The 24,170-nt window shown below is 66.2% G+C and carries 28 protein-coding genes and 2 tRNA genes; 25 read left to right on the forward strand and 5 right to left on the reverse strand.

Translation table 11 applies throughout. From position 1 onward, the window contains the following. Nucleotides 1-6: 6 nt before the first annotated feature. From AC1DRD_RS11465 to AC1DRD_RS11495, 7 genes are all read left to right on the forward strand, one after another. Nucleotides 7-1,128 carry an NAD(P) transhydrogenase subunit alpha gene (locus tag AC1DRD_RS11465; RefSeq protein WP_478041470.1) on the forward strand — a complete coding sequence of 374 codons (1,122 nt, stop codon included), beginning with the start codon at nucleotides 7-9 and terminating at the stop codon, nucleotides 1,126-1,128. Further along, a complete protein-coding gene (locus AC1DRD_RS11470) occupies nucleotides 1,125-1,466 on the forward strand; it encodes a hypothetical protein (protein ID WP_478041471.1) in 342 nt (113 codons plus the stop codon). The genes AC1DRD_RS11465 and AC1DRD_RS11470 overlap by 4 nt, the downstream gene beginning before the upstream one ends. Nucleotides 1,467-1,470: 4 nt before the next feature. Next, on the forward strand, nucleotides 1,471-1,782 hold the full coding sequence (locus tag AC1DRD_RS11475) for a proton-translocating transhydrogenase family protein (RefSeq protein ID WP_066588195.1): 312 nt from the start codon (nucleotides 1,471-1,473) through the stop codon (nucleotides 1,780-1,782). Nucleotides 1,783-1,879: 97 nt separating this feature from the next. Then, on the forward strand, nucleotides 1,880-3,340 hold the full coding sequence (locus AC1DRD_RS11480) for an NAD(P)(+) transhydrogenase (Re/Si-specific) subunit beta (protein ID WP_478031211.1): 1,461 nt from the start codon (nucleotides 1,880-1,882) through the stop codon (nucleotides 3,338-3,340). A 5-nt stretch (nucleotides 3,341-3,345) separates the two neighbouring features. After that, nucleotides 3,346-4,152, forward strand: a complete 807-nt coding sequence (locus AC1DRD_RS11485) for a hypothetical protein (RefSeq protein WP_478031379.1) — start codon at nucleotides 3,346-3,348, stop codon at nucleotides 4,150-4,152. 43 nt (nucleotides 4,153-4,195) lie between these two features. Next, nucleotides 4,196-4,271 (forward strand) — tRNA-Val (locus AC1DRD_RS11490). Between the two features lie 199 nt (nucleotides 4,272-4,470). Next, nucleotides 4,471-6,117: an alpha-L-fucosidase gene (locus AC1DRD_RS11495; protein ID WP_478041472.1), complete on the forward strand. Its 1,647-nt coding sequence runs from the start codon at nucleotides 4,471-4,473 to the stop codon at nucleotides 6,115-6,117. On the opposite strand, the gene AC1DRD_RS11500 is transcribed toward AC1DRD_RS11495, so the two are convergent. Continuing rightward, nucleotides 6,118-6,681 (reverse strand): helix-turn-helix domain-containing protein, encoded by a 564-nt coding sequence (locus tag AC1DRD_RS11500; RefSeq protein WP_478041473.1) that lies wholly within the window; start codon nucleotides 6,679-6,681, stop codon nucleotides 6,118-6,120. A 314-nt stretch (nucleotides 6,682-6,995) separates the two neighbouring features. On the opposite strand from AC1DRD_RS11500, the gene AC1DRD_RS11505 reads away from it, so the two are divergent. The 4 genes from AC1DRD_RS11505 to AC1DRD_RS11520 all read left to right on the forward strand — a co-directional run bounded on the left by AC1DRD_RS11505 (nucleotide 6,996) and on the right by AC1DRD_RS11520 (nucleotide 8,681). Continuing rightward, the gene (locus AC1DRD_RS11505; protein ID WP_478041474.1) at nucleotides 6,996-7,325 is read left to right on the forward strand and encodes an ArsR/SmtB family transcription factor; all 330 of its coding nucleotides are present in this window, start codon (nucleotides 6,996-6,998) and stop codon (nucleotides 7,323-7,325) included. Then, nucleotides 7,322-7,714 carry a VOC family protein gene (locus tag AC1DRD_RS11510; protein WP_478041475.1) on the forward strand — a complete coding sequence of 131 codons (393 nt, stop codon included), beginning with the start codon at nucleotides 7,322-7,324 and terminating at the stop codon, nucleotides 7,712-7,714. The genes AC1DRD_RS11505 and AC1DRD_RS11510 overlap by 4 nt, the downstream gene beginning before the upstream one ends. Continuing rightward, nucleotides 7,711-8,040: an SRPBCC family protein gene (locus AC1DRD_RS11515; protein WP_478041476.1), complete on the forward strand. Its 330-nt coding sequence runs from the start codon at nucleotides 7,711-7,713 to the stop codon at nucleotides 8,038-8,040. Before AC1DRD_RS11510 ends, AC1DRD_RS11515 begins: the two co-directional genes overlap by 4 nt. Before the next feature lie 110 nt (nucleotides 8,041-8,150). Then, nucleotides 8,151-8,681, forward strand: a complete 531-nt coding sequence (locus tag AC1DRD_RS11520) for an SRPBCC family protein (RefSeq protein ID WP_478041477.1) — start codon at nucleotides 8,151-8,153, stop codon at nucleotides 8,679-8,681. A 213-nt stretch (nucleotides 8,682-8,894) separates the two neighbouring features. Here the strand turns inward: AC1DRD_RS11520 and AC1DRD_RS11525 are convergent, their stop codons facing one another. Further along, nucleotides 8,895-9,386: an Imm26 family immunity protein gene (locus AC1DRD_RS11525; RefSeq protein WP_478041478.1), complete on the reverse strand. Its 492-nt coding sequence runs from the start codon at nucleotides 9,384-9,386 to the stop codon at nucleotides 8,895-8,897. A gap of 166 nt (nucleotides 9,387-9,552) precedes the next feature. Between AC1DRD_RS11525 and AC1DRD_RS11530 the strand changes: the two genes are divergently transcribed. The 4 genes from AC1DRD_RS11530 to AC1DRD_RS11545 all read left to right on the forward strand — a co-directional run bounded on the left by AC1DRD_RS11530 (nucleotide 9,553) and on the right by AC1DRD_RS11545 (nucleotide 13,284). Continuing rightward, nucleotides 9,553-10,761, forward strand: a complete 1,209-nt coding sequence (locus AC1DRD_RS11530; RefSeq protein ID WP_478041479.1) for a bifunctional alpha/beta hydrolase/OsmC family protein — start codon at nucleotides 9,553-9,555, stop codon at nucleotides 10,759-10,761. 90 nt (nucleotides 10,762-10,851) lie between these two features. Continuing rightward, entirely contained in the window at nucleotides 10,852-11,754 is a 903-nt protein-coding gene (gene hemC / locus AC1DRD_RS11535) for a hydroxymethylbilane synthase (RefSeq protein WP_478041480.1), read from the forward strand. Further along, entirely contained in the window at nucleotides 11,751-12,425 is a 675-nt protein-coding gene (locus AC1DRD_RS11540) for a uroporphyrinogen-III synthase (protein WP_478041481.1), read from the forward strand. Before hemC ends, AC1DRD_RS11540 begins: the two co-directional genes overlap by 4 nt. Nucleotides 12,426-12,456: 31 nt before the next feature. Further along, nucleotides 12,457-13,284 (forward strand): hypothetical protein, encoded by an 828-nt coding sequence (locus AC1DRD_RS11545; protein ID WP_478041482.1) that lies wholly within the window; start codon nucleotides 12,457-12,459, stop codon nucleotides 13,282-13,284. 161 nt (nucleotides 13,285-13,445) lie between these two features. Here AC1DRD_RS11545 and AC1DRD_RS11550 read toward each other — a convergent pair whose 3' ends face one another. Further along, complete coding sequence (locus AC1DRD_RS11550; protein ID WP_478041483.1) at nucleotides 13,446-14,231, reverse strand: DUF72 domain-containing protein; 786 nt, start codon at nucleotides 14,229-14,231, stop codon at nucleotides 13,446-13,448. 17 nt (nucleotides 14,232-14,248) lie between these two features. Continuing rightward, on the reverse strand, nucleotides 14,249-14,443 hold the full coding sequence (locus AC1DRD_RS11555; RefSeq protein WP_478041484.1) for a KTSC domain-containing protein: 195 nt from the start codon (nucleotides 14,441-14,443) through the stop codon (nucleotides 14,249-14,251). Nucleotides 14,444-14,620: 177 nt separating this feature from the next. On the opposite strand from AC1DRD_RS11555, the gene AC1DRD_RS11560 reads away from it, so the two are divergent. The 10 genes from AC1DRD_RS11560 (at nucleotide 14,621) to AC1DRD_RS11605 (ending at nucleotide 23,718) form a co-directional block, all read left to right on the forward strand. Then, nucleotides 14,621-14,938, forward strand: a complete 318-nt coding sequence (locus tag AC1DRD_RS11560) for a TrbC/VirB2 family protein (RefSeq protein ID WP_478031187.1) — start codon at nucleotides 14,621-14,623, stop codon at nucleotides 14,936-14,938. Nucleotides 14,939-14,941: 3 nt separating this feature from the next. Beyond that, nucleotides 14,942-15,229, forward strand: a complete 288-nt coding sequence (locus AC1DRD_RS11565; RefSeq protein WP_066821144.1) for a VirB3 family type IV secretion system protein — start codon at nucleotides 14,942-14,944, stop codon at nucleotides 15,227-15,229. After that, the gene (locus tag AC1DRD_RS11570) at nucleotides 15,208-17,580 is read left to right on the forward strand and encodes a VirB4 family type IV secretion/conjugal transfer ATPase (protein ID WP_478031185.1); all 2,373 of its coding nucleotides are present in this window, start codon (nucleotides 15,208-15,210) and stop codon (nucleotides 17,578-17,580) included. The genes AC1DRD_RS11565 and AC1DRD_RS11570 overlap by 22 nt, the downstream gene beginning before the upstream one ends. Further along, a complete protein-coding gene (locus tag AC1DRD_RS11575; protein WP_478041553.1) occupies nucleotides 17,580-18,851 on the forward strand; it encodes a type IV secretion system protein in 1,272 nt (423 codons plus the stop codon). The genes AC1DRD_RS11570 and AC1DRD_RS11575 overlap by 1 nt, the downstream gene beginning before the upstream one ends. After that, on the forward strand, nucleotides 18,848-19,660 hold the full coding sequence (locus AC1DRD_RS11580; protein ID WP_478031183.1) for a VirB8 family type IV secretion system protein: 813 nt from the start codon (nucleotides 18,848-18,850) through the stop codon (nucleotides 19,658-19,660). Before AC1DRD_RS11575 ends, AC1DRD_RS11580 begins: the two co-directional genes overlap by 4 nt. 17 nt (nucleotides 19,661-19,677) lie before the next feature. Then, the gene (locus AC1DRD_RS11585; protein WP_478031181.1) at nucleotides 19,678-20,343 is read left to right on the forward strand and encodes a TrbG/VirB9 family P-type conjugative transfer protein; all 666 of its coding nucleotides are present in this window, start codon (nucleotides 19,678-19,680) and stop codon (nucleotides 20,341-20,343) included. Further along, nucleotides 20,343-21,455 carry a TraB/TrbI/VirB10 family type IV secretion system protein gene (locus tag AC1DRD_RS11590; protein WP_478031179.1) on the forward strand — a complete coding sequence of 371 codons (1,113 nt, stop codon included), beginning with the start codon at nucleotides 20,343-20,345 and terminating at the stop codon, nucleotides 21,453-21,455. The genes AC1DRD_RS11585 and AC1DRD_RS11590 overlap by 1 nt, the downstream gene beginning before the upstream one ends. Before the next feature lie 50 nt (nucleotides 21,456-21,505). Further along, nucleotides 21,506-22,435, forward strand: a complete 930-nt coding sequence (virB11, locus tag AC1DRD_RS11595) for a P-type DNA transfer ATPase VirB11 (RefSeq protein WP_478031177.1) — start codon at nucleotides 21,506-21,508, stop codon at nucleotides 22,433-22,435. Between the two features lie 133 nt (nucleotides 22,436-22,568). Beyond that, on the forward strand, nucleotides 22,569-22,949 hold the full coding sequence (locus AC1DRD_RS11600; RefSeq protein ID WP_478041485.1) for a VOC family protein: 381 nt from the start codon (nucleotides 22,569-22,571) through the stop codon (nucleotides 22,947-22,949). A gap of 319 nt (nucleotides 22,950-23,268) precedes the next feature. After that, nucleotides 23,269-23,718, forward strand: a complete 450-nt coding sequence (locus tag AC1DRD_RS11605) for a dienelactone hydrolase family protein (RefSeq protein ID WP_478031173.1) — start codon at nucleotides 23,269-23,271, stop codon at nucleotides 23,716-23,718. A gap of 220 nt (nucleotides 23,719-23,938) precedes the next feature. Here the strand turns inward: AC1DRD_RS11605 and AC1DRD_RS11610 are convergent. Continuing rightward, a tRNA-Gly gene (locus tag AC1DRD_RS11610) sits at nucleotides 23,939-24,013 on the reverse strand. Between the last annotated feature and the right edge of the window lie 157 nt (nucleotides 24,014-24,170).

Consider the following 24,170-nt stretch of genomic DNA (forward strand, 5'->3'; position numbering starts at 1 on the left):
CCGCGGGTGAAGATCGCCGTCCTGCGGGAAACCGCTTCGGGCGAGCGCCGCGTCGCGGCGACTCCGGAAACGGTCAAGAAGTTCGTCGCGCTGGGTGCCCAGGTCGCCGTTGAGCAGGGCGCGGGCGCTGCCGCCAGCTATGACGATGCCGGCTATGAAGGCGCGGGGGCGACGATCGGGACGCGGGCGGCGACGCTCAAGGGCGCCGATATCGTGCTCGGCATCCAGGGCCCCGATCCGGCCGAGTTGAAGGACGCCGCCAAGGGCGTCTGGCTGGTCGCCGGGCTCAATCCGTTTGGCGAGCGCGCGCGGGTCGACGGCTATGCCGCCGCCGGTATCGAGGCGCTGGCGATGGAATTCATGCCGCGCATCACCCGCGCGCAGTCGATGGATATCCTGTCGAGCCAGGCGAACCTGGCTGGCTACAAAGCGGTGCTCGACGCCGCCGCCGAATATGGTCGCGCCTTTCCGATGATGATGACCGCGGCGGGCACCGTGTCGGCGGCCAAATGCTTTGTCATGGGCGTCGGCGTCGCCGGGCTGCAGGCGATCGCCACCGCGCGGCGGCTGGGTGCGCAAGTCTCGGCGACCGACGTGCGTTCGGCGACCAAGGAACAGATCCAGTCGCTCGGCGCCAAGCCGATCTTCGTCGAGAATGTCGCCGGAATCGAGGGCGAGGGCTCGGGCGGTTACGCCACCGAGATGAGCGAGGAATATCAAAAGGCGCAGGCCGAATTGGTTTCCGGGCACATCGCCAAGCAGGACATCGTCATCACCACCGCGCTGATCCCCGGCCGCCCCGCGCCGCGGCTGATCAGCGACGCCCAGATCGCGACGATGCGCCCGGGCAGCGTGATCGTCGACCTCGCGGTCGAGAGCGGCGGCAATGTCGAGGGCTCGGTCGCCGGCGAGGTGGTGGAGAAGCACGGCGTGCGGATCGTCGGCCACAAGAACGTCGCCTCGCGCCTTGCCACCGACAGCTCGGCGCTGTTCGCGCGCAATCTGTACAATTTCCTCTCGACCTTCTGGGACAAGGAAGCGGGCAAGCCGGTGCTCGATGAAGAGATCGGGGATGCGGTGCGGCTGACGCAGGGCGGCAAGGTCGTCAACCAGAGGCTATTGGGTTGAGCATCGCGCTCGTCGCCCTGGCGCTCGCGCAGTCCACGCCCGCGCCACAAGTGCCTCCCTCTCTGCTGTTCGGCTTCTACCGAATGGTCGCGTTTCACCAGCGCGCCGCCGACCTCAAATGCGAAGGTCCCGATCGCAAGGCGGCCGACGACGAATTCGACTCGATCCGCAAGCGCCTGATCGCGCGCTATGGCAAACAGCCCTTTTCGCCGCCGCGGCCCGGTCCCTCGGGCCCCGGCGACTGCCGTGCGGTGATGATGGTCTATCAAACGAATCTCGCCGAATATCGCAAGCTCGTCGATTCCGCGCTGGCCGCCCAGCCCGCGCCCGGAGAATAAGGCAATGGACTTCATCTCGATCCTCTCGATCTTCGTCATGGCAGTGTTCGTCGGCTATTACGTCGTCTGGTCGGTGACCCCGGCGCTGCACACGCCGCTGATGGCGGTGACCAATGCGATCTCGTCGGTGATCATCGTCGGCGCGCTGATCGCCAGCGCGGCGATCGGGATCGGCGGTACCGGCGCGACGTCGAAGTGGTTGGGTCTGCTCGCGGTGGTGCTGGCCAGCGTCAACATCTTTGGCGGCTTCGCGGTAACTGCGCGGATGCTGGCGATGTACAAGAAGAAGGACCGGCCGGCGGCCGGTCACAAATAATGCGTCACCCCAGCGAAAGCTGGGGTCTCGTGCGGCTTGGAACCGTGCGGGTAACAGGGAGATGCCAGCGTCCGCTGGCATGACGGGGTAGGACAGAATGGAAGAAGCGATCGCGGTGAATCCCTGGGCGTCGCTGGCCTATCTTGTCGCCGGGGTGTGTTTCATCCTCGCGCTGCGCGGGCTGTCGAGCCCGACCTCGAGCCAACGCGGCAACCGCTTCGGCATGATCGGCATGACCATCGCCGTGCTGACGACGCTGGTGACGCATGCGCCCTGGTTGGTCACGAACTATGCAGAAGATTCGTATGTGGCGCGCCTCGATACGGTCACGTTGATCGAAATCCTCGTAGCGATCGGTATCGGTGCCACAATCGGCATCGTTACTGCCCGGCGCATCGCGATGACGGCGATGCCGCAGCTCGTCGCAGCGTTCCACTCGTTGGTCGGCATGGCAGCGGTGCTTGTCGCGGGTGCCGCGTTCCTCAACCCCGAGGCGTTCGGCATCGCCGAAGCAGGCGTCATCTTCACCCAGAGCCGCATCGAAATGGGTCTGGGCGTCGCGATCGGTGCGATCACTTTCTCGGGCTCGGTAATCGCCTTCCTCAAATTGAACGGCAATATGGGCGGCAAGCCGATCATGTTGCCTGGCCGCCACGTCATCAACCTGGCGGTGCTCGCGGGCATCCTCGGGCTGGTCGCTTACTTCACCCAGGATCAATCGCCCTGGGTGTTCTGGACGATCACTGGCCTCAGCTTCGCGATCGGCTTCCTGCTGATCATCCCGATCGGCGGCGCCGACATGCCAGTCGTGGTGTCGATGCTCAACAGCTATTCGGGCTGGGCGGCGGCGGCGATGGGCTTCACGCTGCACAACACCGCGATGATCATCACCGGTGCGCTGGTCGGCTCGTCGGGCGCGATCCTTTCCTACATCATGTGCCGCGCGATGAACCGCAGCTTCATCAGCGTGATCGCCGGCGGGTTCGGCGGCGACAGCGGTGGCGGTGCGGCGGCGGCCGCGACCGACCGTCCGTGGAAGCGCGGCTCGGCCGAGGACGCGGCCTTCCTGATGAGCCAGGCCGAACAGGTCATCATCGTGCCGGGCTATGGCATGGCGGTGGCGCAGGCGCAGCACGTGCTGCGTGAGATGGCCGACAAGCTCAAGGAAGAGGGCGTTCGGGTGAAGTACGCAATCCACCCGGTCGCCGGTCGTATGCCGGGCCATATGAACGTGCTGCTGGCCGAAGCGAACGTTCCCTATGACGAGGTGTTCGAGCTCGAGGACATCAATAGCGAGTTCGCGCAGACCGACGTCGCGTTCATCATCGGCGCCAACGACGTGGTCAATCCTGCCGCCAAGACCGACAAGAGCTCGCCGATCTACGGCATGCCGGTGTTCGACGTGAACAAGGCCAAGACCGTGCTGTTCATCAAGCGATCGATGGGCGGCGTCGGCTATGCCGGGGTCGACAACGACGTCTTCTATCAGGACAATACGATGATGCTCCTCGCCGACGCCAAGAAGATGGTCGAGGAGATCGTGAAGGCGCTGGGGTGATCGCGATGGACGGCGCGACGCCGATCCAGCGCCCCGGAGCGCTCCTGCTGGGCCAGACCGATGCGCGCGTTCACCTCGCCGCCGCGGCGGTCCGCGCGGGTGCCGTAATCGTCGCCGAGGCTGATTGGTCGGATGCCGCATTGCCCGGCGCCACGGGCGCGCAGCTCGTCATTGCCGCGCTCGATGAGCTCGCGGCCGATACGCTGAACGATGCGGTCGACCGGCTCGGCCATGTGCTCGAAACCGAATTCGGCCTGATCGTCACGCTGGCCGAAAGCCAGATCGACGCGGTCGCGGCATCGTTGCTCGCCCGGCGGATCACCTTGCTGTGCGATCCGCAGCCGGCCGATCTCGCGGCGGCGGTCGCGCAGGCCCTGGTCGCGCCGGTCGAGCCCGCAGCCCCCCCGCTTCCCGCCACGGTCGCCGATCAACGCAGCGACTATGGCGTGCCCGCCGAGCCGGTGCAGGTCGCCGCGGCCGATGTCCGCAAGGCGATCCGCGCGCGGCGGCTGCGCAGCCGGCCATTCCCGGACGTGCTGTTCGAGGATCCCGCCTGGGACATGCTGCTCGATCTCTATGCGGCGCATCTCGAACGCGCCCAAGTGTCGGTATCGAGCCTGTGCATCGCCTCGGCAGTGCCGCCGAGCACTGCATTGCGCTGGATTTCGAAGATGACCGAGGACGGATTGTTCGTGCGCGAGCCCGACCCGTTCGACCGCCGTCGCGCGTTCATGGCACTGAGCGAGGCGGCGTTCGACCGCATGAATCGCTATTTCGCGACACTCGCGCAGAACGGCCTCGCGATCGCCTGACCCCTTGCGTGCCGCGCCGCATCGCGTCAGAGGACAAAAGTACGGGCGGTTAGCTCAGTTGGTAGAGCATCTCGTTTACACCGAGAGGGTCGGCGGTTCGAGACCGTCACCGCCCACCATTCCTGTTCAGCATGGCAAAGTAGGCTCCAATCGCCGATGGGCGGCCGTGGCGGGCAATGCGGTCGTTTGCGCCAAAAGGCCTGCCGCATGCCCGAAAGATTGAGTGCGCATCTGGATTCTCGCTCTCGCATATGTAATCCACGTTTTCATATGCGAGAAAACGCCGAGGGCGGTTCACGCATCCGTTGGGAGCGGCCAATGCTGACGAGACGTGACGTGTTGCTGAGCGGCGGAGCGGCGGCCCTGGCCGGCGGAGTCGGTGTCACCCAGGCAGCCACAAGCGAGCCGTTCACTGCCGACTGGCAGTCGCTTGCCGCCGGGTACCGCCACCCCGAATGGTTTCGCGATGCCAAGCTCGGCATCTGGGCGCATTGGGGGCCGCAATGCCAGCCCGAATTCGGCGATTGGTATGCACGGCTGCTGTACATGCAGGGTCGCCAGCCGTGGGACCGCGGCGAAACGGCCTATGAAAACCATGTCCGGCGCTACGGGCATCCGAGCCGGGCCGGCTTCATCGACATCATCGGCGATTGGAAGGCGGAGAATTGGCAGCCGGAGTACCTCGTCCGCAAATATGCCGCCGCGGGCGCGCGCTATTTCGTCGGCATGGGCTGCCATCACGACAATCTCGACCTGTTCGCGAGCAAGCACCACGAATGGAACAGCGTGCGCGTCGGGCCGAAAAAGGACATCCTCGCGACCTGGGAAAGGGCCGCGCGCGATGCCGGCTTGAGGTTCGGGGTCTCCAACCATTCGGGCCATGCCTGGCATTGGTATCAGCCGGCCTATGGCTATGACGCGGAAGGGCCGATGCGTGGCCGGCGCTACGATGCCTATTGGCTCCGCAAGCAACACGGCGCGGGCAAATATTGGGACGGCCTCGACCCCCAGGAACTCTATACCGGGCCTTATTATGTGGCGCCGGACGGCATCCAATCCATCAAGGACATGTCGGACTGGCACGACAAGCGCGACGGCCAGTGGCTCGAGGGGCTACCGTCGGGCAACATCCGCTTCGTCGAGAAATGGCTGAAACGTCAGAAGCAGATCGTCGAGGATTACAAACCCGACCTCATGTTCATGGACCATGCCGGCGTTCCGTTCGGCAAATACGGGCTGGAGGCGGTCGCCCATTATTACAACAAGGCGGTCGAATGGCACGGATCGCCCGACGTGATCATGACCGGCGGCGTGCTCGACGCGTTCGCGCAGCGGGCGATCACCTGGAACGTCGAGCGCGGCGTGCTCGACGATATCCACGATACGCCGTGGCAGACCTGCACCTGCATCGGATCGTGGCATTATTCGCGGCCGCTCTATAAGGATAACGGCTATAAAAGCGCGAAACAGGTCGTGCAGATCCTGGCGGACGTCGTGTCGAAGAACGGCACCTTGCTGTTCAACGTGCCGGTGCGCGGCGACGGCACGATCGACGAGAAAGAAGAAGCGATCCTCGACCAGTTCACCGCCTGGACGCGGCGCAACGGCGAGGCGATCTTCGCTACGCGTCCCTGGCGCAAATATGGCGAAGGCCCGACCAAAGCGCCGCCGCCCGGAGCGTTCGGCGAGGAAAAGCAGAAGCCGTTCACCGGCGAGGACGTCCGTTTCACCAAGAAGGGCGAGACGCTTTACGTCATCTTCCTCGACTGGCCCGAACGCGAAAGCGCGATCGCCTCGCTCGGCAAGAACGCGCTTCGCGATGCCGTGATCGAGCGCGTCGACCTTATCGGCGGGCCCGAATTGCGGTTTCGCCGCGATGCCGATGCGCTGCGGCTGACGCTGCCGGCGCCGCAGGATGGCGCCTTTGCGCCGGCGCTGCGGATCAAAGGCAAAGGACTGACGTAATCACAAGGCGCGGACCAGTGTCCGCGCTTCCGCGATCCAGGCGGGGTCGCTGATCACTTGCTGGCGCTGGCCCGGCCCGAGCGGGAGCAGCTGCAACCGGTCGCCTTCGCGCCCGATCAGCCTGCCGAACAGGAATCGCCCGCCGGGGCGCGGCACCAGCACGTCGCGGTTGAGCGCGCGGCCGAACGCTTCGGGCTCCAGGCGCGCGCACCAGATCGTGTCGCCCGCGCGGTAATCGCCGATCCCCGCGCTGACCGATACGGCCACCGCGCCGGCTTCGGGACGCGGCGGCGGGATCAGGCTGGCTCGGACTGGAGCGAACACGCCATCCGCGCCCAGCACGGCGGCGACGGGCAAATCCGCCTGGTCGGGCAATCGCACCAAATCCGCGGCTTCGACGCCGAGCGCCGCCGCGATGCGATTGAGCCATTTGACCGACACCGTTCGCATACCCGTCTCGAGCCGGCCGATCGTCTGCGCGGTCGTCGGCGGCACGCATCGTTGCGCGACATCGTCGAGCGTCATTCCCTTGGCGCGGCGTACTTCGCGGATCGCGGTAATCATATCGCCCCTCCGGCAAACCAGATCGGTTCGTCATCTTGTGGCAAATAGGGTGTTCTTGGCAAGTTTTTAACTAGGCGGGTTGGCCGGACGTGGCGTTGAGCCCCTCTCCCGCTTGCGGGAGAGGGAGGGGCCCGCCGCGAAGCGGTGGGAGGGTGAGGGTCTTCTTACTTCCTCTGTCTTGGCACATGCCGCTTGGAAGAAGAAGGAAGACCCTCACCCAACCCTCTCCCGTAAACGGGAGAGGGCTATAACCGAGCGAGGAAACATTAAACCGATGGGTTGACTTTCTCGGCGGCTTCGCAATATAAAACCATATGGTTGAACAACTCGATCTCACTTTCGCGGCGCTGGCCGATCCTACCCGCCGCGCGATGCTTGCCAGCCTGGCGCTGGGCGAACGATCGGTCGGCGAACTCGCCGCGCCGCATGCGATGAGTTTTGCCGGCGCCGCCAAACATGTCGGCGTGCTCGAACGCGCCGGGCTGGTCGAGCGCCGCAAGGCCGGCCGTCAGCAGCTCTGTCGTTTGAAGGCCGAACGGCTGCGCGAGGCCGACGAATGGCTGCGGCAATGGGAACGGTTCTGGACGTCGACACTTGATCGGCTCGAGGCGATCATCGTCGAGGACCAGGAGAAACTGAAATGACCGACGCCACGCCTTTCCTGATGTTCGAGGGACGCGCCGAGGAAGCACTCGATTTCTACGTCGCGACGATTCCGGAAAGCCGGATCGAGCATGTCGATCGCTATGGCGCCGGCGAGCCGGGTCCGGAAGGATCGGTCCGGCTGGCGCGGGCGGCGGTCGCCGGGCTGCCGATCCTGGCCAGCGACAGCTTCGTCCACCACGCCTTCACCTTCACGCCGTCGATCTCGTTCATGCTGACCTGCAAGGATGAGGACGAGGTCGAGCACCTCGCCGCTGCATTAAGCGAGGGCGGCGGCGTGTTGATGCCGCCGGGCAATTACGGGTTCAGCCGTAGGTTCGCCTGGGTGAACGACCGGTTCGGCGTCTCCTGGCAGGTGAATCTACCATGACCGATCCCATCATCCTGACTGTCCACCGCGACATCGCCGCCTCGCCCGAGCGGGTGTTCGATGCCTGGCTCGACCCCACGATCGCGCGACGCTTCCTGTTCGCGACGCCCGATGGCGAGATGCTGACTTGCGAGATCGATGCGCGAGTCGGCGGACGCGGCTTGATCGTCGAGCGGCGGCCCTCTGGTGATGCGCACCATCGCTTGTTGTTCGAGGAGATCGACCGCCCGCGCCGCCTGGTCTTCCTGTTCGCCGCCGATCCGGCCGCGGAAGGGCAATGGACTCGCGTGACGATCGAGATCGCGGCGACCGCGACCGGCGCTTGACTGACGCTCACCCACGAAATGGATCCGGCCTGGGCGGCGTATGAAGACCAGACGCGCCACGGCTGGACGATGATCCTCGACACATTGTCCGATACGATTGGAGACAAAAGATGACCGACAGCTTCACCGCAACCGAATTGCGCTTCGAGCGCCTCTTGCCGGCGCCGCTCGAGACCGTGTGGAAATATCTCACCGAGTCCGAGCTTCGCCAACGCTGGTTCATGGCCGGCTCGCTCGATGGCCGCGTCGGCGGCGAGATCGAATTCGTGTTCGATCACGACCAATTGTCGGACGACGACGTGCCGATGCCCGCGCGCTTCGCCGGCAATGTCGGCCGCCGCTGGAGCGAGAAAGTGGTGCGCTATGAGCCGCCGCACGCTTTTGCCTATACGTTCGGCACCGACGCCGACAGCATCGCCACGTTCGAGCTGAAGGACGCCGGCGACGGCAAGACGTTGCTGACCCTGGTGCATAGCGGCATCAAGAACCGCGATCAGGCGGCCAATTTCGGCGGCGGCTGGGCATCGCATCTGGCCGTGCTCGAAGCGCGGCTCGAAGGGCGCGGCGTCCCCGATTTCTGGGCGCTGCACCGGGAAGCGGAAGACCGCGCCAAGGCGGCGCTGGCCGGCGCGGACGCCTGAGCGACTCTACCCTGCCGGTTCATCCCGGCGACCACCGGGCGGCGGGCGAACCGCGGCTGTCCTAGAGCGGCCATGGGCGGCGCCGAAAGGTGTCGCTTGACCTTCGGAGCGGCAGCCTTGCGGTCGCGTCACGGGCGCCGCCAGGTCGTAAGGCCATAAACGACCACGTCGAAGTCCCGCCCTGAGCGGCAGTTAGTGGGTGGATAGCTGCCGTTAGCCGCACACCAGTTTGGCACTCTGTAGCGCATAGTCGGCACGGAGGTCGTCAAAGCGCGCATCCCACTCACCAAGGCCATGGAAGGCCTTCGTCGCTTTCTCAACGCGAACTGGCGCGACAACGGTTCTGTTTCGGAGACCGGCCGCTTCTGCCGAGGTGGCGCGGCGCGTTACTGACCTGTCCCGCGCTTCAATGTGTGTCTCGCCGCCGACGCCGACAGCGAACCAAGGTTGCGGTATGTCGGGGAGATTATCTCGGCGGTTACCGACGACTGGCCAATCGCCATGATGAAACTTCGCGTCGAGAGTGAGAGCCGCGAACGTAAGTTCTGCCCCCTCTATGTCGGCTGGCGACGCATCGTGCGACACAACCTTGTCGTAAATAACGACGTACAATTCGCCTTTCCAGTCACCCGCCAACTGGCCAACACCGTAGCGTTCACCGTCGAGTGGAACCAGGAACACGTCTCCAACTGCGAGCTTTGCCATGTGAGACTTCTGGCTGACAGACGTGATGTCCGCAACTGGGTCGCTTACCACAGGCAGCTTTATGCGCTTACGAGCCAATCAAAAACGCTGCTTCTCCGCCATGTCGGGCCTTCGAACGGTAACCTGCATGCTATAGGCCTGGGCTCCAGCGATAATGGAGGCGAGGATGGCGCGAGAGGTTCAGTTCGAGAATGCGGCGGGCGTGGCGCTCGCGGGATCGCTCGAACTGCCGCCGGGGCGGGTCCGCGCCATCGCCCTGTTCGCGCATTGCTTCACCTGCACCCAGGCGAGCCATGGCGCGCGGCGCGTCAGCACCGCGCTCGCGGCGCAAGGCATCGCCACCTTGCGGTTCGACTTCACCGGACTCGGCAAGAGCGAAGGCGAGTTCGCCGACAGCCATTTCGGCGCCAATGTCGAAGACCTCGTCGCGGCGGCGGCCCATCTCGAGGCGACGATCGGCGCGCCGTCGATCCTGATCGGCCATTCGCTGGGTGGTGCGGCGGTGATCGCCGCGGCGGCGCATATCCGCTCGTCGCGCGCGGTGGTTACGATCGGCGCGCCGTTCGACCCCGCGCATGCGCTGCATCATATCAGCGCGGAAGATGCGGCGCGGATCGAGGCCGAAGGGGTCGGTACGGTCGCGATCGGCGGACGTCCGTTCCGCGTCGGGCGCGACTTTCTCGATGCCGCCAAGGGACAGGATCAGGCAACGCGGTTGGCGCACCTCAAAAAAGCGCTGCTCGTGCTCCATGCACCGACCGACGAGGTGGTCGGGATAGAGAATGCCAAGGCGATCTACGACGCCGCCAAACACCCGAAGAGTTTCGTCGCGCTCGACGGCGCCGATCATCTGCTGACCGATGCCGAGCGCGCATCCTATGCCGCGTCGATCATCACCGCCTGGGTCGAGCCCTTTCTGCTGCCCGCCAAATCGCCCGACATGTTGCCCGAAGGCTGCGTCCGTGTCGGCTCGGGCGAGGGGCCGTTCGTCCAATTGGTCGATGCGTCGGGACACACGTTCCTGGCCGACGAACCGCTGCGATCGGGCGGCAGCGACCTCGGCCCCACGCCGTACGACCTGCTGCTCGCGGCACTCGGCACCTGTACCTCGATGACGATCGAACTGGTGGCGCATGCCGAGGGCATCCCGGTCGAGGGAGTCGAGGTGCTGCTCCGCCACGAACGCCGCCATGCCGACGACAGCGCTGCGGCGGCAGGCGGGCGGCCGCGGCTGGAGATCCTCCATCGCGACATCCGGCTGGAGGGCAACCTCACCCAGCAACAGCGCGATCGCCTGCTGGTGATCGCCAATAAATGCCCGGTGCACCGGACGCTGGAAAACTGTCCGACGGTGGAGACGCAGTTGGTCGATTAAATCCTGGCCATGCAGGGGGCGCCGATGCTGCCGACCGGCGGTCGCGAAAACGGAGCCGACAAGCCGGAAGCGACTCGCTAGAGGGGGGCGATGACTGTCCTCAAACTCGGCACGCGAGGATCGCCGCTCGCATTGGTCCAGGCCAATATGGTGAAGGACGCGCTGGCCGCGGCGCACGATATCGCCTGCGAGATCCACATTATCCGTACCACCGGCGACCGCGTCCAGGATCGCGCGCTGGCCGAAATCGGCGGCAAGGCGTTGTGGACCAAGGAACTCGACCGCGCGTTGCTCGACGGCGAGATCGATCTTGCCGTCCATTCGATGAAGGATGTCGAGACGATCCGGCCCGACAGCATCGTCATCGCCGCGATGCTCGAGCGCGCCGATGTTCGCGACCGGCTGGTCGGTGCCGACAGCCTGGCGGCGATCCGCGAACATGGCGTGGTCGGTACGAGCAGCCCGCGGCGACGCGCCCAGGTGCTGCGCGCGCGCCCCGATGTGTCGGTGGTGCTGTTCCGCGGCAATGTCGATACGCGGCTGGCCAAACTGGCGGCGGGCGAAGCCGATGCCACCTTGCTCGCGGCGGCGGGGCTCGACCGGCTGGGGCGCGACGATGTCGGCGTGGCCTTGGCGGTCGAGGAAATGCTGCCTGCCCCGGCCCAGGGTGCCGTCGGGATCGAATGCCGCGCCGATGACGCCATGACGGCGGCCTTGCTCGCGGCGATCGACCATCAGGCGACCAGCCGCGCGGTTCGCGCGGAGCGCGCGTTCCTGGCTGCGCTCGATGCCACCTGCCACTCGCCGATCGCCGCGCTGGCGACGATCGCGGACGATGTCGTGACCTTGCGCGCCGAATTGCTGTCCGAGGATGGCGGCGAGCACGTCGCGGGGGACGCCTCGGGACCGGATGGCGAAGCATTGGCGCGCGATCTGGCGAGTGCGCTGTTCGAGCGCACGACGCCGGCGATTCGCGCGGGGTTCGCGGGATGAGCCGCGCCATCGCGGTGCTGCGCCCCGAGCCGGGCAACGCCGCGACCGCCGCCGCGATCGAAGCGCTGGGGCTGACCGCGATCCGCTTGCCCCTGTTCGAGGTCCACGCGATCGACTGGACGCCGCCTGACGTCACGCGATTCGATGCGCTGCTGCTGACCAGCGCCAATGCACTTCGCCGTGCCGGACCGGGGTTGGCCGCTCTGCGGGGACTGCCGGTTCATGCGGTCGGCGATGCCACCGCCGCCGCCGCGCGCGATGCCGGATTGGAGGTCGTCGCGGTCGGCGATCGCGACGGCGCGGCATTGGTCGCGGCTGCCGCGGCGAGCGGCGTACAGCGTGCCTTGCTGCTCGGCGGGCGCGATCGCGCGGTGGAGGAGCATCCGATCATCGCGGAGGCGATCGCCGTCTATGCGAGCGAGCCGGTTGCCGTGGCGCTCGAGGCGCTCGACCAGCTCGCGGGATCGGTGGTGCTGCTCCATTCGGCCCGCGCGTCGCGCCGCGTCGCCGACCTGATCGATCGCGCCGGAATCGATCGCCGGACGGTGCGGTTGGCGGCGATCAGCGCGGCGGCCGCCGCCGCCGCCGGCGGGAATTGGGAGGGTATCGCGGCGGCGGCTTCTCCCGATGATGCCACATTGATCCAGCTCGCGCGCACCCTGGCCGATTGACCGCCCCTGCGCCGCGGCGGATAAGGATGCCATGAGCGACATCGCGCAAAGTCCGCCGGCGCCCGCCCGGCAGCTGACCCTGACCGCGACCATTGGGATCGCGCTCGCCACTTTCATCGTCGGGCTGCTGATCGCCGGGCTGGTTGTCTGGCGGATGGTCCCCGCGCAACCCGTGCCCGAACCGCAAGCCGCGGTGCCGGCCACCAAGGTCATCGTCGCCCCGCCTGTCGCAACCGACCCCGCCTCGATCTCCGCGCGCCAGCAGATGCTCGCCGCTGAGCTCTCCGCGCTCGAACAGCGCACCGCCGCGGTGACCGGGGAAGCCGCCAATTCCTATGGCAATGCCACCCGCGCCGAAGGCATGATGATCGCCTTCGCCGCGCGCCGCGCGATCGATCGCGGATCGTCCTTGGGCTATATCGAACAGCAATTGCGGGATCGGTTCGGCACGACGCGACCCAGTGAAGTCGCCGCGATCATCGATGCCGGGCGCAACCCGATCACGGTCGAGGATCTGCGGCTCGGGCTCGACCAGATCGGATCGCAGCTGGCGTTAGGCCCGGCCGGCGACGGCTGGGGCGGGTCGTTCGTCCGCATGCTCGGCAGCCTGGTGGTGATCCACCCGCGCAACGCGCCGTCGCCGGTCCCGGGCGAACGGCTGGCGCGGATTCGCCGCTTTCTGGCCCAGGGACAGGTCGAGGCCGCGGTCGAGGAAGTGAAGCGCCTGCCCGGCGCCGCGCAATCCAAGGCCTGGCTCGACGGCGCGCAGCGCTACATCGCAACGCGCCAAGCGCTCGACACGCTCGAAGCCGCGGCGCTGCAGGGGAATGCCGCGGCGCTGCCGCCGGTGAGAGGGTAGAGTTCGGCGTCCGCGCTTTTACCGTCATTCCCGCGCAAGCGGGGACCCATCTCGGACACATCCAACCATCACACCCGCTGTGTTGCGCTGCTCGATCAGGAGCTGGGTCCCCGCTTGCGCGGGGATGACGGGTGGTGGGACGAGCGGAATATTGCGGAATATTAGACCCGCTCGATCAACGCCTGCGCAGCCGCCGGCGCGCGGACCTTGGCGCCGTTGATCATGAAGATGAAGGTATCGCGCGGCTTCTTCGGCGCCGGATCGGCGGCATAAGGCAGCCCCTTGGGCGATCCGCCCGCCGCCCAGTCCTTCGCCACCACCGCCCAATGGTCGAGCGCGTCGGAGGAATAACCTTGCGGCTCTTCCTCCACCGCATTTTCGAGCCGCGCATAGACGAAGTCGCCGGTCACATCGGCAATCGCCGGATAATCGGCCGATTCGGCATAGACGATCGCGACCCCGGCCTCGCGGCACAGATCGACGAATTCGGGGACGTGGAAACTGTCGTGCCGGACCTGCACCGCGTGACGTAGCGCGACGCCGTCATGGCTCGCCGGCAGCAGTTTCAGGAACGCGCCGAAATCGTCCGAGTCGAATTTCTTGGTCGCCATGAACTGCCACAGGATCGGGCCGAGCTTGGGACCAAGTTCGACGATCCCCTGGCCGACGAACCGCGCGATCGATTCGCCGCCTTCGGCCAGCACCTTGCGGTTGGTGCAGAAACGCGATGCCTTGACGGTGAAAACGAAGTCGTCTGGCACGACTTCCGCCCAGCCGGCGAAGGTCGCCGGCTTGAACCCCGAATAATAGGTGCCATTGATCTCGATCGCGGTGAGTTGGCGCGAGGCATATTCAAGCTCACGTTTTTGGGGCCATTTTTCGGGAAAAAAGGTTCCGCGCCAGGGCTCGTAGGTCCAGCCGCCGATTCCGATTCGTATAGTCGCCATGAGGGGGAGGATATCGCTCAACGTTGCACGAAGCGATAGCGGTCGCGGATGCGGCGGTTGAAGAATCCGCCCTTGGACGTCGCGCGGCGCATTGCCTCGACGACGCATTCGGGCACGTCGAGATACGAATAAAGCCGCCCGTTGACGAAGCGAATATCGAGCCGATGTGCTGCCTCATTATAGTCGAAAGAGCGTATCACGCTGGAGGGCATGGCTTTTCAACGCATTAGGGCGAAACGCGTTTCATGTAGCGAAGGGCGCACCGCTTGAAACGCGATGCGCGCTGGTGCACACCCGCGACTCGGGTGCGGGGGGCGCCTGTCGCCGCGAATCCGCGGCTGCATGCGCCATCGACCCGCCCAGGCGAGAGGTAAGGCGTGTTGCGTTTGATGAAGTCCCGGATTGCACAATTGCTGGTCGCCCTTGGCGCCACGATCAACGCCAGTGTCGCCTATGCACAGGATACGGTGGGCGACCCCGCCGGATCGGGCGTATTGGTCTCCGCGGTGCGCTGGTTGCAAGGCACGTTGCTCGGCACCGTCGCCACCGTGGTTGCGATCATCGCGGTCGCCGCGGTCGGGTTCATGATGCTGACCGGGCGGATCAACTGGCGGTACGGCGCGACCGTCATCGTCGGCTGCTTCATCCTGTTCGGTGCCGCCTCGATCGTCGCGGGTATCCAGTCCACCGCCACTCTGGGCAATTGAGCCATGGCCGAAGGGCTCGATCGCGATCCCTTGTTCGTCGCATTGACGCGACCGCAGATGTTCGCGGGCGTGACCTATAGCTATTTCGTCGTCAACGGCGTGGTCGCGACCGAATTGTTCCTGATCTTCCATTCGATCTGGGTGCTGGCCGCCGCCGCCCTGATCCACGTCGTCGGCATGATCCTGTGCGTGCGCGAGCCGCGCTTTTTCGACTTGTGGCTGGCCAAGGTCAGCCGCTGTCCGCGCGTGCGCAATTATTCGATCTGGCGATGCAACTCCTACCGCCCCTGACCAACGACCGACGAGCCGTCGTGCGCGAGAAAGCGGCCGGGGCGCATCTTCCCTATGCACGGCACGTCGACGATCACACGATCGAGACCCGCGATGGCTTGCTGATGCAAGTGATCCAGCTACGCGGGCTGTTGTTCGAAACTGCCGACACCGACGAGATCAATTACCGCAAGTCGTTGCGCGATGCGATGCTGCAGGCGATCGGATCGTCGCGCTTCGCGGTCTATCATCACGTCATCCGACGCGAGGCCGACGCCGAGATGTCGGACAAATTCCCCGACGATTTCTCGACCCGGCTCGATGCCGCGTGGCGCGCGCGGCTGTCGGCGCGGCGGCTTTACGTCAACGACATCTTCCTGACGCTGGTGCGGCGCCCGATGCAGGGTCGAGTCGGAGTCGCCGACCGTATTCGCGGCTGGTTCGGCAGCACCGGGGTCGACCCCGACGTGACGCGCAGCCACGAAGTACATCAGCTCGACACCGCGCGCGATGCCTTGCTGGCGCAGCTCGGCAGCTATGATCCGCGCTTGCTGTCGGTCTATGAGACAAAGGCGGGCTTCTGTTCGGAGCCGCTCGAATTCCTGTCGGCGCTGTACAATGCCGAGATGCGTCCGGTGCTGATGCCGATGCAGGATGTCGGCGGCTATCTGCCCTATCGCCGGATCAGCTTCGGCGAGGAGACGGTGGAGCTCGGCCCGGCGGGCAATACCGAGCGCAGCTTCGTCGGCATGGTGTCGATCAAGGATTATCCCGCGCAGACCGCGCCGGGAATGCTCGACGAATTGCTGCGGCTGCCGTTCGAGATCACCGTGTCGCAATCGTTCGGGTTCGTCGATCGCCAGGCCGCGCTCGGGAAGATGAACCTGGCGCTGCGGCGGATGCGCTCGGCCGAGGACGAGGCGGTCAGCCTGCGCGGCGAACTCTCCAATGCCAAGGACGATGTCGCCGCCGGGCGCGCCGGGTTCGGCGAGCATCACATGACGGTTGCGGTGCACGGCGACACGATCGAGGAGGTCAATGCCGGGGTCGCCGAGGTGCAGGCGTCGATGTCTGACCTGGGGATCATCGCGGTGCGCGAGGAGATCGCGCTCGAGCCGGCTTTCTGGGCACAGTTCCCCGGCAATTTCAAATATATCGCGCGGCGCGGGCTGATCTCGACGGGCAATTTCGCCGGTTTCGCGTCGAGCCACAATTTTGCTCTGGGCAAGCCCGAGGCCAATCATTGGGGCCAGGCGGTCAGCCTGCTCGAGACCACCGCCGCCGGCCCCTATTATTTCAATTTCCATCAGGGCGATCTCGGCAATTTCACCGTCATCGGCCCGTCGGGATCGGGCAAGACGGTGGTGCTCAACTTCCTGCTCGCGCAAGCGCGCAAATTCCATCCGCGGATCATCTTCTTCGACAAGGATCGCGGCGCGGAATTGTTCATCCGCGCGATCGGCGGGCGCTATGACGTGCTGCGCCCCGACATGGCGGCGGGGCTCAACCCGCTCCAGCTCGATGACAGCCCGGCCAACCGCCAGTTCCTGATCGACTGGGTCGCGCAACTCGCAGGCGGCGCCGATATCGACGAGACCGCGCGGATCAAGGACGCGATCGACGCCAATTTCGCCCAGCCGATCGAGCATCGCCGGCTGCGTCACCTGGCCGAATTGTTCCGCGGCGGATCGCGGCCGACCGCCGCCGATCTTTATTCGCGCTTGCGCCCCTGGTGGGGCGACGGCGAGCGCGCCTGGCTGTTCGACAACGAGCGCGATTTGACCGATCTGTCGGCCACCTCGGTCGGGTTCGACATGACCCAGATCCTCGACGATCCCGCGGTGCGGACGCCGGCGATGATGTATCTGTTCCACCGCGTCGAGGAGCGGCTCGACGGATCGGCGGCGATCATCGTCGTCGACGAGGGGTGGAAGGCGCTCGACGACGAAGTGTTCGTGCGCCGCATCAAGGATTGGGAAAAGACGATCCGCAAAAGGAACGGCATCGTCGGTTTTGCGACGCAGAGCGCGCAGGACGCGCTCGAAAGCCGCATTGCCTCGGCGATCATCGAGCAGGCCGCGACGCAGATATTCATGACCAATCCCAAGGCGCGCGCCGCCGATTATATCGACGGCTTCGGGCTCACCCCGCACGAATACGAAATCGTCCGGACCTTGCCCGACGACGCGCATTGCTTCCTGATCAAGCACGGCAACGAGAGCGTCGTGGTGCGGCTCAATCTGACCGGCGAGCGCGATATCCTGACGATTCTGTCGGGGCGCGAGCGCACCGTGCGCCTGCTCGACGAGATCCGTGCGGAGAAGGGCGACGACCCCGCCGACTGGATCCCGCTTTTGCTGGAGCGCGCGTGATGCAGGTGGCGTGCCCGGCGATCAGCGATTCGCAATTCCTGTCGAGCGTGCTCGGCCATATCGATTGTCAGGCGCAGACCCTGGGCGCGGCCGGATATCAGGCGATGTCGGCGGGCGGATCGGCTTCGTCGATGATCCTGGGCGGCGTGCTGACGGTGTTCATCGCGCTGTTCGGTTATCGACTGATCCTGGGCGACACGCCCGATGTGCGCAGCGCCATCCTCACCGTGATCAAACTCGGCGTGGTGTTGCTGCTGGCGACAAGCTGGCCGGCGTTCCGCACGCTCGCTTATGACGTTGCGCTCAAGGGCCCGGCCGAACTCGCCGGTGCGGTTGGCGGCGCGTCGGGCCTGCCCGGCGCCGGTGGCGGGCTGGTCGCGCGATTGCAGGCGGTCGACGACGAGATCGCCGAGCTCAACGTCATCGGCACCGGACGCCCGCCCAATACAGATCTGGTCGCGGGGCCGGCCACGCAGCCGATGACGCCTGAGCAACAGGCGCAGGAGCGCCGCCGGTTACAGGGGCTGGCCAGCCATGCGCGTTGGGATCCGGCGCGCGACCTGTCGCTGCTGGGGAGTGCGCGGACCTTGTTCCTGGCGGGGACGATCGCCGCCTTTGCCAGCGTCCGGCTGATCGCCGGGCTGTTGCTCGCTTTGGGACCGCTGTTCGCGATCTTCCTGCTGTTTGAGGGCACGCGCGGGCTGTTCGAGGGCTGGGTGCGCGGCCTGGCCGGCGCGGCGCTGGGCGCGCTCGGCACCGCGATCGTGCTGGGGGTCGAACTCGCCTTGCTCGAACCCTGGATGGCCGCGGTGATGGAGTTGCGGCATCAGGAGATCGCGACACCAGCGGTCCCGGTCGAATTGCTCGCTTTGTCGCTGATCTTTGCGGTGACCTTGATCGCGGTGCTGGTCGCGGTCGCGCGCGTAGCGCAGGGATTCCGCATACCGTCGAGCTGGAAACAGGTTGGCGAGCGGGTCGCCACCGGCTTCGCCGACCGCGTGCCGGTGCTCGCCGGCGCGCGCGGCAATGAGGGGACGATCACCGACCAACGCTCGCGCGCCATCGCGATCGCCGATGCGGTGACCGCGACCCAGCGGCGCGAGAGCCATGCCAGCCAGCCGCCCGCCGCTTCGCTCGGGCGACCCGGGATAGTCCCCACCAACACGCGAGAGATCGCCGTTGCGGCTGCCGTGCCGCTCGGCCAGAGTTTCAGGAGGCGGACGCGGGGGCGCGTGTCGGCCGGAGCAACACGGCGGGATAGCAACAGATGAAACAGGCCGCGCGCGAATCGCTCGACGCTTATTATCGCGAGGCCGACAGCTGGGCCGACGATCGCCAGGACATGCTGCGCGCGTCGCGTCGCACGGCGTGGATCGTCGCTGGTGTCGCGGTGGCAATCGCCTTGTTCGAGGCGATCGCGCTGATCGTGCTGATGCCGCTGAAGACGGTCGTTCCCTATACGTTGCTGGTCGACAAGCAGACCGGCTATGTCCAGGAACTGAAGCCACTCGACGCCGAGAAGATCGCGCCCGACACCGCGCTGACCCAGTCGTTCCTGGTGCAATATGTCATCGCGCGCGAAAGCTACGATGCCGGCACGGTCCAGGCCAATTATCGCAAGGTGCAGACCTGGTCGGCCCAGGTCGCCAAGGCCGATTACGTCAACGGCATGCAGGCGGCCAATCCCGCCAGCCCGCTCAGCCGCTACCCAAGGTCGGTCGTCGACACGCGGGTCAAGAGCATCACCTCGATGGGCGGCAACGAAGCGTTGGTGCGGTTCGACACCGTGCGTCGCGATCCGGGTGGGCAGGCGCAGCCGGCCGAATCCTGGGTCGCGGTGATCAAATATCGCTTCTCGACCGGGCCGATGCGCGCCGAGGACCGCTTCATCAATCCGCTCGGCTTCCAGGTGTTCGGCTATAATCGCAGCCAGGAAAATCTCGCGCCCCAGCCGGCGCCGGCCACCTCCGTAGCGCCGCTGCCAGGATCGAGCCAACCGCAAGTGCTCGCCCCCGGCGCGCAACCGTCTCCCGGCGCATCACCATCGCGCCAGCCCAACGGCGTCGAGGTCACGCTTTGAGGTTTCTTGTCCCTCTGATGCTGACGATCGCGCTTGCCGTCGACCCGGCGCAGGCACAAGTCCGGCCACAGCCCGGCTCGGGCGATCCGCGCATCCAGACGGTGATGTACGATGCCGACCAGGTCGTCTCGCTGCAGGTGCCGGGCGGGTACGAGCTGACGGTCGAATTCGCCCCCGACGAGCGGATCGAGAATGTCGCGGTCGGCGATAGCGGAGCGTGGCAAGTCACTCCCAACAAGCGCGGCGACCGCCTGTTCCTCAAGCCACTGCAAGGCGTCACCACCAATATGACCGTGGTGACCGACGCACGTAGCTATGTGTTCGAGCTGTCGCCAGGCAGCGCCGGCAGCGCGCCGTTCATCGTCCGCTTCCGCTATCCGCCGCCGCCCGCGCCGGCCAATGCCGGACCCGCGCCGGTCGAAGCCGGCCGCTACAAGCTCGCCGGATCGGATGATGTGCGGCCGGACGCGATTTCCGACGATGGGTCGAAGACTTTCATCATGTGGCGTGACACACAGACCTTGCCGGCGGTGTTCGTGATCGACCGCGACGGCAAGGAGACGCTGGCCGACGGCGCGATGCGCGATGGGCGCTATGTGCTCGACAGCATCAACAACAAACTCGTGTTCCGGCTCGACAAGAAGATGGCTAGCGCGACGCGCGTGCCGCAGGTGGCGCGCTGATGGCGGTGGCGGGAAGCGATCCGCGCGCCACGCTGCCGCCGCTGGCCGATGTCGAGCCGAGCGCGCGCCCGGTCGTCGCGCGGCCCAGTGGCGGGCTGCCCAATTGGGTGATCGCGGTCGGCATCGTCGTCGCGGGCCTGATCCTGTTCCTGGTCCTCGAGACGCGCCGTCGCCAATTGTCGGCGCCGGCGACCCGCGTGCGCACTGCCGATCTGCGCAACGGCGCCGAACCGCCCCCGCTCTACGTCCCACCGGTGCCCGAGCCGGCGCCGACGGTGATCCCGCCACCACCTCCGCCGCCGCCACCTCCGCCGCCACCGCCGCAACCGCGCGTCGTCTATGTCCCGGCGCCGCCGCCGCCCCAGCCGGTCGCGCCGCCGGCGCCACCGCCGCGCGCCTCGGCTGATCCGGTGCTCGTACTCGACACCACGGCCGGCGAGGCGATCGTTCCGACCGGGCCGGCCGGAGAAGGCAGCGCGGGCGCCGTCGCGACGGCTAATCCGGGTAGCGGAGGCAGCACGCTCGGCGGCCGGTCGCGCGCCTCGGTGCTGCGCAACCGCGCGACCACGGTGCCGCAAGGGACGCTGATCCCCGCGGTGCTGGAAACCGCGCTCGATTCCACCCGACCCGGTCCGGCGCGCGCGCTGGTGACGCGCGATGTCCGCGGGTTCGACGGCAGCAAGGTGCTGATCCCACGCGGCAGCCGGTTGATCGGCGAGTATAAGGCCGACTTGGAGCCCGGACAGAATCGCGCCTTGGTGATCTGGCAGCGGCTGGTCCGTCCCGACGGTGCGACGATCGAGCTCGCCTCGCCCTCGGCCGATCCGCTGGGACGCGTCGGCATCAAGGGCAAGGTCAACAGCCATTTCCTGCAGCGGTTCGGCAACGCGCTGCTGCAGACGTCGCTCAGTATCGGCACCGGGCTTGCCGCCGGTCTCGGCAGCAACAACAATGTCGCGGTGGTCGCTCTGCCCGGCGCGACCGGGACGGCAGCATCGTCGCTGGTCGGCAACCAGGACATCAAGCCGACCTTGCGCGTCAAGCAAGGCGTGTCGGTCAGCGTGTTCGTCGCCAAGGACCTCGATTTCACCGCGGTGGAGACGAAGCGATAGCCGCCAGCGATCCCATCTATCTCAAGAGCTATCTTGCCCCGTTGGGCGGGATGCTGGCGCGCGACGACGTCACTGACATCTATGTCAACCGGCCCGGCGAGATCTGGGTCGAGACATTGGGCGGCGCGACCGAGCGGCACGATGCGCCGGCGCTCGACCGCGCGACGCTCGATCGGCTGTCGCGCCAGATCGCTGCGCTGTCGCATCAGGGGATCAGTCGCGAGCACCCCCTTCTATCGGCGACCTTGCCCGACGGAGCGCGCGTCCAGGTCGTCGCCCCGCCGGCGACGCGCGGCGACCTGGCGCTGGCGATCCGCAAGCACGTCTCGCCCGACCTCAGCCTGTCGGATTATGTTTCGGCGGGATCGTTCGCCGAAACCAAGCGCGGCGATGTCGGCGGGCGCGCGCCGATCGACGTGGAATTGGCGCGGATGCTCGATGCCGGCGACGTGGCGGGAATGCTCGCGACCGCGGTCAAGGCGCGCAAGAACATCCTGGTGTCGGGCGGCACCTCGACCGGCAAGACGACCTTTCTCAACGCGCTGATCCGCGAGATTCCGTCGCACGAACGGCTGATCCTGATCGAGGATACGCCCGAACTGCATCTTGGCCACGCCAATGCTGTCGGCCTGCTCGCGGCGCGAAGCGCGCTGGGCGAGGCGCAGGTCACCGCCGACAGCCTGCTCGCCGCGTCGCTACGCATGCGCCCGGACCGCATCATCGTCGGCGAGTTGCGCGGACCCGAGGCCTACACCTTCCTGCGCGCGGTCAATACCGGCCATCCCGGCTCGATGACCACGGTCCATGCCGACAGCGCCGAGCGTGCGATCGAGCAGATCGCCTTGCTGGTGCTGCAGACCGGCACCCGGCTGGGGCGCGAGGACGTGCATCATTATGTCCGCAGCACGGTCGACGTCTTCGTCCAACTGGCGCGAACCGGCGGGCGGCGCCATGTCGCCGAGGTCGTGCTGGCGCGGTAGAAAGGGCACCGGCGACATCGAGATTGTCGAGCCTGGCCATTTGCGCTCGAGCTATTTCGGCCGGGAAAGACCCGCCCGGCCGCGGGCGTCCAGAGGACATTGCGTCCAAGACCCAAGCCTTTAGGGTGACGGCATGATCGACCACGTGTCCGTTCCGGTCGGCGATCTTGTTGCCGCAATCGCATTCTACGAGCGAGTTCTGGCGCCCCTTGGCCTTTCACGTCTCGTAACGCGCGACGAGACGGCAGGTTTTGGCAAGCGATACCCTGAATTCTGGCTCAACAAGCGCAGCACCCGCCACCATGATGTCAATCCTGGCGCACATGTCGCCTTGCGGGCCGCCAGCGAGCAGTCGGTACGTGAATTCCATTCCTTGGCTATGGCGAATGGCGCGACCGATGCCGGAATGCCCGGCCCTAGGGATGCCGCGCTGACCACCTATTTCGGCGCATTCATCATCGATCCCGATGGCAACAAGATTGAGGCAATCACCTTCCCGTCTATTTCGGAATGATTGGCTCTTCGGTCATCCGTTTATGATGGTCACAGCCTAGTGCGGCCATGGCAGCAGCAATCCGGTCGTTGTGAGGCGCCGTATCGGGGTCTTCTCCAAGACAATCAATACGTTGGTGAAGCGGAAGCGCTCCGGTCGCCGATAATGAAGATCTGGTAGTCGACAGGCGGATAGCAGGATTGTCTTGCGACGGCGCACTTACTGCCGTCCAACGCCCGACGACTGAGCAAAGCCACTATGCCCCAAGCATTCATATTGGTTGTATTGGCGACGACGGCGGATTATCGTGTCGGTAAATAGGGCTTTAGGGGGTTTCGACATGGGCGTTTCGCACTCCAATTCGGTCAGCCGCCGCGGCATCATGAGCCGGGTGGCTGCCGTCGCTGCCGCGGGAATGGTGGCACCGGCCTTGACTCCGGTGGCGCGTGCCGCCGGGTCGGATGACGGGCTGAAGACATTCAAGGGCCGGTACGCACTACGCGGTGGCCGCATCATCGACGGCTATTTCGTCGCACCCAGCAATAGCTCCTACCTCGATGTGGTTGTCGTGCTGCATGGCGAGAACGGTTTCGACGCTGGCGCGCGCGCGCTGGCGCACTACCATGCCCGTGCTGGCAAGCTGGCGATCGTGCCCGACATGCCCGCGACCTATCGCGGTGTCGCTGCGCTCGCGGGACGCGATGCGCACGTCGCCGATATCAAGGGGCTGCGCGACGCTTTCGGCCGCCACCTGCGTGGCAACGGCAAGGTCGAGTTCGTCTCCGCCTGAGGTCGGCGCCGCTCTGCTGCGAAAGGGCTGCTGGACACGTCCGGCGGCCTTTTTCGTGTGCGGGGGTATCGGGCTGCGGGGCCCGGCTTAAGGACGGAGCGCCAACAAAAGACTCGGGGGTTCCGGCGTGGCAAAGCCGCGTCGTCGGTCATGGCTGCGCCATGCCGGCCGGTTCGCTGCGATTACGCTGATTAGCTGCCGCTAATCAGCGGCAGCGAACTGGAGCGGGCGAAGGGATTCGAACCCTCGACCCCAACCTTGGCAAGGTTGTGCTCTACCCCTGAGCTACGCCCGCTCTGGCGCCGGCCCGTGAAGCCACGGGCGGGTAAGGAGCGGGGCCATTAGCAGCGCTCCCGCGGGTCCGCAACCCCCTGTTGCAACCCGATCGAAAAGCCTTGGCTTCGCGGCGCTAGCGCCCACATAAGGGCCTTTATCGCTGACGGAGAAGAGAC

The sequence above is a fragment of the Sphingomonas sp. P4_G2 genome, from assembly GCF_056401155.1.